This is a genomic window from Bradyrhizobium sp. SZCCHNRI3043 (assembly GCF_032377735.1).
GTDB lineage: Bacteria > Pseudomonadota > Alphaproteobacteria > Rhizobiales > Xanthobacteraceae > Bradyrhizobium.
Genome location: NZ_JAUHID010000026.1, coordinates 67,738 through 77,730, shown reverse-complemented (window position 1 = coordinate 77,730; position 9,993 = coordinate 67,738). Strand labels below are relative to the sequence as shown.

Here is a 9,993-nt window from a genome sequence, read left to right as displayed (position 1 = left end):
GATGCAGTCATGGCTCGAAATTGCACCGCGCCGAGCCCTCTCACCCCCCTAATTCGGATTCTTGCCCAGCCTCGACGTGGCAAGTGATGAGTCCGCGACAAACTGGCTCGACGGGCAGTTGGCGCGTGCGCGCCATGCAGAGATTGCCCGTCGTGCAACTCGGGATGGCGTGAGCTCATCGGGTCATAGCGGCCAGCATCATCGACGCCCTTCAAACGTCTTCAGTTGTTGGAATGCACCGTCACGGTGATGAGTTGGCTCCGGGCTGCCGGGTCGGCAAAGCACGAGCCATTCCCCTCCTCCGCGTGCCCAGCGGCACCGGTCCGATCGCATGGAAGTTCGGGCGGGGCCGGAACTCCAAAGCGCAGCAGCGGTTCTAGTGTGATGGACCTGACATTCGCTTTGGACTGTCGCCAGCTCCTCGAGCGAGGTCGGATCAAGAACCGCAATCGATCATCCGTTTGCCGGCCTTGTTCGGCTCTGACATTCGTCAACCGTTCTTGGCAGAGCCGGACACCGGAGACATCCGCCGATCACGGCGCACTTCACTGGAGGCCTGATATGTCGACCAAAACAGCTCTGCTCGGCCGCACGGCCGCAATTGCTTCATTGACTGCACTCGCGATCGGCGCCCTGGCCCCGACCAGTGCCGACGCGCGAAATGGGCGCTGGCACGGTGGCGGCGGCGCTGCGGTCGGCGCGGCGCTTGCGGCGGGTGCCATCGGCACCGGTCTTGCGATCGCCGCAAGCCGCGACGCCTATGATTACTATGATGGTCCGGTCTACGGCGGCCCGGCGTATTACGAGGCGCCCGCCTACTACGGAGTGAACCCCCACGCCTATGGCTATTATCGCAAAGGCGAATACCCCTATCAGATCTATGGTGGTGACAGCCCGAACGCGGTTTGCGCGCAAGGAACGACCTGGAATTGCCGCTGAGCCGCTTCTGATTGAAACCGCGGCGTGGCACCGGGCGAGGTCTCGCGGCGCTCGCCCGGCGCTGGACTCCCTTCTCTGCCCCCGTGACCAGTCCCGTAGCCCGCCATGAGCGCAGCGACATGCGGGACAGATCTCTCCCCGGCGTCGCTTCCCCGAAGCCCGTTGAGCCTCGTCGCGCTGAGCCGGCGAAGTCAGTTTCGCGCGCTGTCACCCCCCGCAAACGGATCGCTCGAAGGGCGACACCCAGCGGCGCGAGCGACCGAAGCTGCCATCCGCTTCAGCGCGCGTCACCCACCAGATGAAGATCGATCCTGCCGATCAGGTCGGCGCGAAACGTCTCGGCGGCGGCCATTGCCGCCATGGTCTGTCGCAATGTGCTGACGTTCGATCCGAGCGACACGACGCCGCCCAGCACCGCAGCAATCCCCCCGAGGGCGACGACCGCATTGGATCCCAGCAGGCCCAGCACCGCGCCGAGCAGCATTCCTGCACCGACATAGATCACGACCCTCGAGGCCAGGATGATCTTGCGACACCGCTCGGCCATCTCGGCAAGCTCCTCGATCTGCGCCTCGATCCGGGAGATTTGATCGTTCGGGTCGTCTTCATCCATCAGACCAGCTGTTCCCCATGGTGTTTGCTTTGGGCATTATTCCGTCACCGCCCACCAACGTACGGCCAATGACTGGACAATCCAAGAGATGGTTTGCAGCCGTGAGGCATCGACCTTGGTCAGCGAGATAGTCAAGTGCACTGTCAGCGCAATCCCGCAATCGCTGGCGCGAACGCACCGAGAGCGAGCTGGTCATCCTTCATCGAACAGACGACGAATATCGGCCATCGAACGAAACAACTTCATCGGATGGCCCAGCACGATTTAGTGCACTGTCACCCGCAATCTCGCCGCGCCGCATTCTGCTACGATCGACCCTGAGTCGAGCGGAGGACAGGCACATCGTGGCTTTGACCATCATTTGCGTAAGCGGACCTGCTAACAGTCCGGCGATGTTCTCGGCATTTTTGAGATGCCTTACCGCGGATATTTGGCGACAGCGTACCGCTTCATATTCACCACAACGAGAACCGTTCGCTGCTGATGGCAACGCAGGCTGGCGAGCCAACCCATAGAGGTCAGAAAGAGCCAAATCGCAGCGAAGGCCCCGAGCTCGCGCCGGATTGACTCAGATCAACACAAACGATTGACGTCGAGAGCATGCTGTACATTGTGACCCAGCATAGAACCGCGCTCTGCTCGATAGAGACCCCTGCTCGCTGGAACGCCTACGGATTCAGCCGACGCGCCGCGGATCAATCCCCGATTAGGAATGAAGATGAAGCACCTTTTCACGGCACTTTTTGCGGCTGCAATCGTCACCTTAGCTTCGGGCGTCTCGCAAGCCGATTCCGGAAAAACTTGGTACGTGAATCAGGCAAGCAAGAGTGCGGGGGACGGGCACGCCTGGAATGCCCCGTTCCAATCCCTGCAGGATGCACTATCAGCGGCCTCTAAGAACGACGAAATCTGGGTGGCGCGTGGCACGTATTATCCCGATGCGACCGATCAGACCAAGTCATTTGTCCTCAAGGAGGACATCGCCGTCTATGGGGGCTTCTCAGGCAACGAAACGGCGCGGCAGCAAAGGGATTTTCGAAGGAATGTAACCATACTCAGCGGCAATATCGGCAAGGGCGACAAGACGAAAAACACAAAGACCATTATTATGGGCGCTAACCGAGCCATTCTGGATGGCTTCACGGTCTCGGATTCTTACGGGACGGACAAGCCCCGCATGCATCTCGTGCCGGCCGACATTCTCAAGAACGACATGGTCGTTGGCGGCGGCATGAGAAACTTCATGACCAGCCCCATTGTGCGCAACGTCGTCTTCAAGAACAACTACTCGCCCAAGGGCGGCGCCGTTTACAATGTGCACAAGGCGGGCGCGGACCAGGCGGCCTTCATCAATGTCGATTTCATCGACATTGTCGCCGAGCTGCGCGGCGGCGGCGTAAGCAACGATCTCGGCGCTATGCCGCGCTTCATCAACTGCCGCTTCATCGGCAACCGCAGCAACGACAAAGGCGGTGGCCTTTACAACGACTTTGCCGCGTCGCCGCTTGTCTTCAACACGCTGTTCACAGGCAACTCGGCCGTGAGCGCCGGCGGCGTCGGCAACGACGGCGGCTCGGCACCACTGCTCGTCAACGTGACAATCGTGGGCAACAAGGCCAGCAGCGCGTTGGGCCCGGACCTTTATCAGGGGACAGGTGCGAACAGCAATCCGATCCTCATCCGCAGCGTTGTCGGTAAGGTCTATAATTGGCATGAGGACATTGTGTCGGAGGTCGGCTCGCTCGCTCATGCGGGAAGCACGCTGCCGCTGGCCGACTTCATCCCCATCAGCAACCTCAAGGGGGAGTTGGAACCCGTTGCCCTTAAATCCGCGCCCGCTTATGCGCGCGGTTATCAGCCCGGCTTGGACGGCGCGCTCCTGCTGAAGAACGGCTTGGTCGAGAAACTCGTCCAGATTTACGTGAAGAACAGCGGCGCGGTCGAATATCAGGGCGAGTACATCCGGCCAGCGGTCAGCGCCAAGGCCGTATCCGCGCCGGTCATCTATGTCGTTCCGGACAACCCGGCCAAGGCACAGGACGGACTTTCCTGGGCAACCGGGTTCTCCGACTTGCAGGCGGCCATCGACCTCGCCTCGGCCTCGAAGGCAGCGGTTTGGATCAAGGCCGGCACGTACAGGCCTGCCAAGAAGGACGGCCGTATCGCGGCCTTCATTCTCTACGACGGCGTGAAGCTGTACGGCGGGTTTGCCGGCACTGAAACTGCCTTAGAGCAGCGTCGCGCCGCCGGCGCGCGGACAATTCTGAGCGCGAGGGCCGCCAAAGGCGGCTATCGATATGCGCACGTCCTCTATGGCGCCGATGACGCGCTGCTCGACGGATTGACGCTGCGTGACGGTCGCGCGGTCGGCCGGACTTACAACGGCAAGGGCGGCGGGTTGCTTGCCTATCATGCCGGCAAGAAATTTCTGCCGCGCGAGGCCGCGATCGGATTCAAGATGACGCTGCACAATTGCCGCTTCGAGCGCAACGAAGCACTCGAAGGCGGAGCGATTTATGCCTACGGCAAGGCCAATCTCACGATCTCCGATACCGTCTTTGAAGGCAATCGGGCCGTCTATGGCGGCGCCAACGTCAACCGCGAGGGCGTCGTCGTCACATGTCAGAAGTGCTCGTTCACCGGCAATCGGGCATCGCAGGATGGCGGCGCAACCTACGAGGATTACGGCTCGCATGTGAGCTATGAGCAAGCCCGGTTTACGGCCAATAGCGCGCGCCATCAGGGCGGCGCCATCTATGAGATCAGCCGGGCCTCGCAATTGGAAGCGACAGTCGTCGGCGTCAGCAAGTCGGCATTCGTCAAGAACAAGGCGCGCGACGGCGCCAGCATCTATAATCTCGATGGTAGTACGCTGACGATCACGAACTCGACCTATCCGGCCAAGACGGTCTACAGCCGGACGCCATCCGAGAGCAAATAGAGGCGGCAACGCCGCGCCACTGAAGCCACTCACCCTGAGATGAAGCAAGACGACGACGGCGACTGCGATGGCGCGCAGACCGTCAATATCTGCTCGATACTCGCCAGTGCCCTTCTACGGCCATATCAACATCGATCGAAAAGCCGACACCACATCGCTGGCTGAGCCTTCAGGCGGCGGCTATGTTTGGCCCATCGCCCAGACGTCATGGGGCCGGCCGCGGCCGGATGATGGGTGATGCAGGACTCGAACCCGCAAAGCCATGAGGGCGGATTTGCCGTCGGTCGGACGTCGTCGCCGTCGATGACGCGGATGATTTCAACGGAGTCAACCGGACCTTCGTCCGTGTCGGGGACGGTTCGGTAAAGCAGCAGGTAAGGCGCCTCGACCAGCATACGCATGGACGGGCGGATCGGAACGGCGGGCGCCCATCCGCGGTTGCGATCTCAGCAGTTCGAATTTCGCTTCGATTCGGTCGAGATGACGCTCAGCGGCGGCTGGCTGATCGACCCCGATCAGCAGGTAGATGTCGAGCAGATCGGACCAGGCCTGGTTGGACCAGACCAGCTCAATCGGCATTGTGGGAGGCTTGCTTCGCTCCCTTCAGCCGTCGCGGGCGTCCGTGCGCAGCTGCTTCATATCGACCTTGGCAGCAGATCCGCTGGCGATGCCTTCGTCCCAGGCCTGCCGCGGGCGCCTGACGTCCTCCCGGCACAGCTCACGCTTCAGCTGCCAGTCGCGCACCGCCTCGCGGACGATCTCGCTGGTGGTGGCATATTCGCCCGACTCAACCGCTGTCTTGAGGGCTGAGACCTGCTCGCTCGTCAGCGCAACGCTGAGTTTTTCGACAGATGCCATCGGATGCTCCAAGACCGGGGAGCATAAATTGCCACCATTTGCTACCGCAAGCCAACAGCTCCCGCCTCCGTGACCGGTCCGTAGCCCGCCACGAGCGTAGCGACATGCGGGGCCGGTCTCTCCCCGGGGCCGCTCCCGCCGACGACCGTTGGGCATCGGCGGGCGCTCGCCCTGGCTACGCGACGAGAACACGACGCGCATCACCCATGTGAGCGCGGCCAGGAGTATGCTCACTGCGCGTCCGGCGCGATCACGCCCTTGCTGAACAGAAAGCAACCGTAGAACCGGCGCTCGCCGGTCGCGATCACGCAATAGGCGGTCTTGGCTTTTTCATAGAACGCGTGCCGCTCGACGCCGACCAGCGGCCAGGACCTGCCTTCGGCGCGGTCGATCACAGCCTGAACCTCCTGCTGCACCGGCGGCACCACCTCGGGCTCGCCGACGACCTCCATCCTGACCGCGGCATCGTCGACGAAGGTGTCAAGCGGCAGCACCGACAGCACCGCCTGGACGGCCCGGGCCGCGCTGACATTGTCGATGCGCAAGAGCTCGCCGAACACGGTCCGCCGCGCGATCGCATCGGCCGGAAAATTGCTGTCGCAGATCACGAGGCGGTCGCCATGCCCCATCGCCCTGACAGCATAGAGCACGTCGGCATTGAGCAGCGGATCGATCCCCTTGAGCATGGTTTACTCCCTGCATCTTCTTTTTCATTGCTATCGTAGGATAGGTCGGGCGCCGGCGAAACCATCCTCTCACGTCAATTGAGCTGATTGGCTGAGCTGATTGGCATCGCGCGAGGTCGAATCCGCGCCACTTGCCGATCAGAACCCGGACCGCGCCGTTCACGGCAAGTCCGCAAATGGATCCAGCACGGGGACATCCAGCGGCTCGAAATGTCTGAGGTTGCGCGACAGGATCGTCAATTGATGCCGGCGCGCGGTCGCTGCGATGATGATGTCGGCGAAGCCCGGCGCCTGTCCAGGCCCCCTCGTCCGATCCGACAACCGGCCCGCGATCCGCGCTGCCCGCATGTCGAACGACAGAATGCGCTCACCGTACAGATGCATGACCGTCTCGAGCCACTCGGCGAGATCAGCACTCTTGCGCGTTGCTTATATATAGCAGCCCGGGCTGCGCACGGCAAGGCGATACAGCCTACCTGAACCCGCTTTGCTCGACAGGTCGCGTTGATCCGGTGTAGTCAGTTCGCGCACCGTCACCGCCCCCCGCAAACGGATCGCTCGGAGTGCAACACCCGGCGGCGCGAGTCACCGAGGCTGCAATCCGCTTCGGCGCGCGTCATCAACCAGACGAAGATCGATCCTGCCGATCAGGTCGGCGCGAAACGTCTCGGCGGCGGCCATTGCCGCCATGGTCTGTCGCAATGTGCTGACGTTCGATCCGAGCGACACGATGCCGCCCAGCACCGCAGCAATCGCCCCGAGGGCGACGACCGCATTGGATCCCAGCAGGCCCAGCACCGCGCCGAGCAGCAATCCTGCACCGGCATAGATCACGACCCTCGAGGCCAGGATGATCTTGCGACACCGCTCGGCCATCTCGGCAAGCTCTTCAATCCGCGCCTCGATCCGGGAGATTTGATCGCTCGGGTCGTCTTCATCCATCAGACCAACTGTTCTCCACGGTGTTTGCTTTGGGCATTGTTCCGTCACCGCCCACCAACGTACGGCCAATGACTGGACAATCCAAGAGATGGTTTGCAGCCGTGAGGCATCGACCTTGGTCAGCGGGACAGATCAAATAGCTCGCTCGAGCGCATCGCCGATGAAGCCGCGATTTCCCCTCGACGGAAGGCCCGATTGCCATGAATAGAAGACCGCGGGCGGCTGGATGTTCGGCGTCGTCATCCGTCCGGTGCTGGAGCGCCTCGTCGTCACACACTGAAGCCATGAAGCCCAATCAGAGAGGTCAACGACGCCCAATTCACAACCCACCTACTAGAAGGTATTAATACCTCAGATCGCGATGCGACCTTATATATTAGGTTCGCTCACAGGAACCTGCGGTACTCATAGGCACTCGCGCGTCATCGCCGGCGAATGCGGTGATCCGGTACGCTGCGGCTTCTCGCTCAATCACAGCAACCTCTGGGACACTTGAACGCCCAGACAAGCCGGGCGCGCCGAGCGCCCTTCATCATCCATCGCCTGCTATCGCCAGGACGGCGATGGAAAATCGCCAGACGATGGTCAGCTTCATGTCCTGATCGGTTGGCAGCGCAACTGAGATTCGCGCCGCAACTACGTCTCGGCGATCCTGAAGCACACTTGCAAGCAAGACGCCCGCCAGTCAAACGCAGCGAAGAGGCTGAGAGGGGAGGCACATTCGAGGATCGGAGCGGGCTCCTTTTCCCCCGGGTTCGCGGAGGCGCCGCGATCGTGCCGCGTGACGTGGTGTAGCTGGTGTGGCACCAAGTTCACCGGCGCGGGCCGGGACGGTTACGGGAAGGTCAGCCTGATAGCGTGGAGGCTGACGGTGGGATCACCGCTGAAGGGTGCTATGGTTTTCAGCGGCCGACGCCGCCGAGAGTCACGTGTGTTCGGTGAGATCACGTGACGCGCTGACAGCTCAAAGCCCCGCCCCCTTCGCGATCGCCGCAGTGAACGAACGGTCGAGGATGCCGGCCGCGTCGAGCCGCTCCTTGATCAGGCCGGTGCGCCTGTAGAGGTCGATCGTCTTCTGCTCGTCGGCGACGACGGCATCGTCGACCGGCACGATGCGGACCTTGGCGCGCTTGAGCCAGTTCAGTGGTACGGAGGACGGAATGTTCATCAGCCGGCCCCAGGTCTCGGCATAGCTCTCGACATTGCCGAGCGACCACGCACGCGCCGCCGCAAGCCGTTGGACGAAGTCCTCGAGCGCCGCGCGCTTGTCCCTGATGGCGGTGGGGGTCGCGACCTGGAAGCTCAGGCCGGGCGTCAGTCCTTCGCCGGTGATGATGCGGCGCGACTTGAACAGCACCTCCTCCTGGCTCACATACGGCTCCCAGGTCGACCACGCATCGACCGAGCCCTGCGTATAGGCGACCTTGGCATCGGAGGGCGGCAGGAATACGAGCTGGATGTCGCTGGTGGTCCAGCCGCGTGACTCCAGTGCCGCCAGCACCAGTTGATGTCCGATCGAGCCGCGGCCGGTCGCGATCTTCTTGCCCTTGAGGTCGTCGAAGCTCTTGATCGCCGAGCTTTCGGGCACAAGCATCGCAAGACCCTCCTGGGTCTGGCGAATGGCGGCGATTGCCTTGACCGGCACCCCTGATGCGGCGGCAAAGGTGAAGGGCGCGTCGCCGACGAGCCCCGTCTCGATCGCGCCCGCGCCGAGCGCTTCCAGCAACGGGGCAGCCGCGACGAACTCCTTCCACTCGATGGTGTAGGGCACGTCCTTGAGCACGCCCGCTGCCTCCATGACGGCGCGCGCATTGCCCTTCTGGTCGCCGACGCGCAGGGTCGCCTGCGCAAAGGCCGAGGCCGTGAACGCGAGCAGAACACCCGCGACAAGCAGAACGCGCTTCATTCCGCGGCCACTCCCTTCGCGCCCTGCCGCCGCGCGATCAGCTCGCGCGTCGCGGGGATCAGCTCGCGGCCGTACTCGATGGCATCGATCAACGGATCGAAGCCACGAATCAGGAAATGGCTGATGCCGAGATCGTAGTAGTCGCCGAACACGTCGGCGACCTGCTCCGGCGTGCCGACCAGCGCGGTGGTGTTGCTGTTGGCGCCGGTAAGCTTGGCAATCTCGGTCCACAGCCGCTTGTCGACCCGCTTGCCCTGCTCGGCGATCGCCAGCAGCCGCTTGGCGCCATCAGTGGCATGACCGTCGGCCGGCTTGCGGTAGCCGGTCTGATCCTGCAGCGCGGTGGCGCGCTCCAAAATCTCCTGCGCCTTGGCCCAGGCCTTCTCCTCGGTATCGGCAAGGATCGGCCGCACCGACAGCGAGAAGCGCGGTGCCGGCCGGCTGTGCTTGGCGGCGGCCGCGCTGACGCGGGCGACCTGCTCACGCACCTGCGCATAGGACTCGCCCCACAGCGCATAGGTGTCGGCATGACGGCCCGCAACATTGATCGCGGCATCGGAGGCGCCGCCGAAATAGATCCGGATGCCCTCTTTCCGATACGGCTTCACCTGCGCGAATGCATTCTCGACCTGATAGTGCTTGCCGGCATAGCTGAACGGCTTCTCGCTGGTCCACTCGGCGCGGACGATGTCGAGGAACTCAGCTGTCCGCGCATAGCGCGCCTCCTTGTCGTCGAGCGTGTTGCCGTCCTGTCGCAACTCGGTTGAATTGCCGCCGGTGATCACATGCAGCGCAACGCGGCCCCTGGAGAACTGGTCGAGCACCGCGAACTGCCGCGCCAGCAGGGTCGGTGACGTGAACCCCGGTCGCTGCGCGATCAGCACGTTGAGCCTCGAGGTGACGCCGAGCACATGCTGGGCGACCTGCAGGCTGTCCGGCGAGGTCGAGTGGAACGCGAGCAGCGCGCGGTCGAAGCCGGCATTCTCATGCGCCTTCGCCACCGTCTCGATGTGGACGGGGTCGAGCACCGGTCCCTTGCGGACGATGGTCTCGGACGAGTTGTTGTTGGAAATGAAGCCGATGAATTCGATCTCGGACATGTGTCCTC

The 9,993-nt window shown here is 62.9% G+C and carries 9 protein-coding genes and 1 pseudogene; 2 read left to right on the top strand and 8 right to left on the bottom strand.

The window, feature by feature from the left end:
• Positions 1–561 precede the first annotated feature (561 nt).
• Positions 562–939 carry a hypothetical protein gene (locus QX124_RS29870; RefSeq protein WP_315770966.1) on the top strand — a complete coding sequence of 126 codons (378 nt, stop codon included), beginning with the start codon at positions 562–564 and terminating at the stop codon, positions 937–939.
• A gap of 277 nt (positions 940–1,216) precedes the next feature.
• Here QX124_RS29870 and QX124_RS29865 read toward each other — a convergent pair whose 3' ends face one another.
• Positions 1,217–1,552: a hypothetical protein gene (locus tag QX124_RS29865; protein WP_315799093.1), complete on the bottom strand. Its 336-nt coding sequence runs from the start codon at positions 1,550–1,552 to the stop codon at positions 1,217–1,219.
• A gap of 718 nt (positions 1,553–2,270) precedes the next feature.
• Between QX124_RS29865 and QX124_RS29860 the strand changes: the two genes are divergently transcribed.
• On the top strand, positions 2,271–4,493 hold the full coding sequence (locus QX124_RS29860; RefSeq protein WP_315799092.1) for a right-handed parallel beta-helix repeat-containing protein: 2,223 nt from the start codon (positions 2,271–2,273) through the stop codon (positions 4,491–4,493).
• Between the two features lie 327 nt (positions 4,494–4,820).
• Here QX124_RS29860 and QX124_RS29855 read toward each other — a convergent pair whose 3' ends face one another.
• The 7 genes and pseudogenes from QX124_RS29855 to QX124_RS29825 all read right to left on the bottom strand — a co-directional run bounded on the left by QX124_RS29855 (position 4,821) and on the right by QX124_RS29825 (position 9,985).
• On the bottom strand, positions 4,821–5,072 hold the full coding sequence (locus tag QX124_RS29855; protein ID WP_315770961.1) for a type II toxin-antitoxin system RelE/ParE family toxin: 252 nt from the start codon (positions 5,070–5,072) through the stop codon (positions 4,821–4,823).
• 24 nt (positions 5,073–5,096) lie between these two features.
• Positions 5,097–5,351 carry a type II toxin-antitoxin system ParD family antitoxin gene (locus tag QX124_RS29850; protein WP_315799091.1) on the bottom strand — a complete coding sequence of 85 codons (255 nt, stop codon included), beginning with the start codon at positions 5,349–5,351 and terminating at the stop codon, positions 5,097–5,099.
• A gap of 230 nt (positions 5,352–5,581) precedes the next feature.
• Positions 5,582–6,037 (bottom strand): RbsD/FucU family protein, encoded by a 456-nt coding sequence (locus QX124_RS29845; RefSeq protein ID WP_315777406.1) that lies wholly within the window; start codon positions 6,035–6,037, stop codon positions 5,582–5,584.
• A gap of 159 nt (positions 6,038–6,196) precedes the next feature.
• Positions 6,197–6,445: pseudogene (locus QX124_RS29840) on the bottom strand (PIN domain-containing protein); the annotation flags it as partial.
• Positions 6,446–6,622: 177 nt separating this feature from the next.
• Positions 6,623–6,979, bottom strand: a complete 357-nt coding sequence (locus tag QX124_RS29835) for a hypothetical protein (RefSeq protein ID WP_315799090.1) — start codon at positions 6,977–6,979, stop codon at positions 6,623–6,625.
• 964 nt (positions 6,980–7,943) lie between these two features.
• Positions 7,944–8,885, bottom strand: coding sequence for an ABC transporter substrate-binding protein (locus QX124_RS29830; RefSeq protein ID WP_315799089.1), 942 nt, complete (start codon positions 8,883–8,885; stop codon positions 7,944–7,946).
• Positions 8,882–9,985, bottom strand: coding sequence for an LLM class flavin-dependent oxidoreductase (locus tag QX124_RS29825; protein WP_315799088.1), 1,104 nt, complete (start codon positions 9,983–9,985; stop codon positions 8,882–8,884). Before QX124_RS29825 ends, QX124_RS29830 begins: the two co-directional genes overlap by 4 nt.
• Between the last annotated feature and the right edge of the window lie 8 nt (positions 9,986–9,993).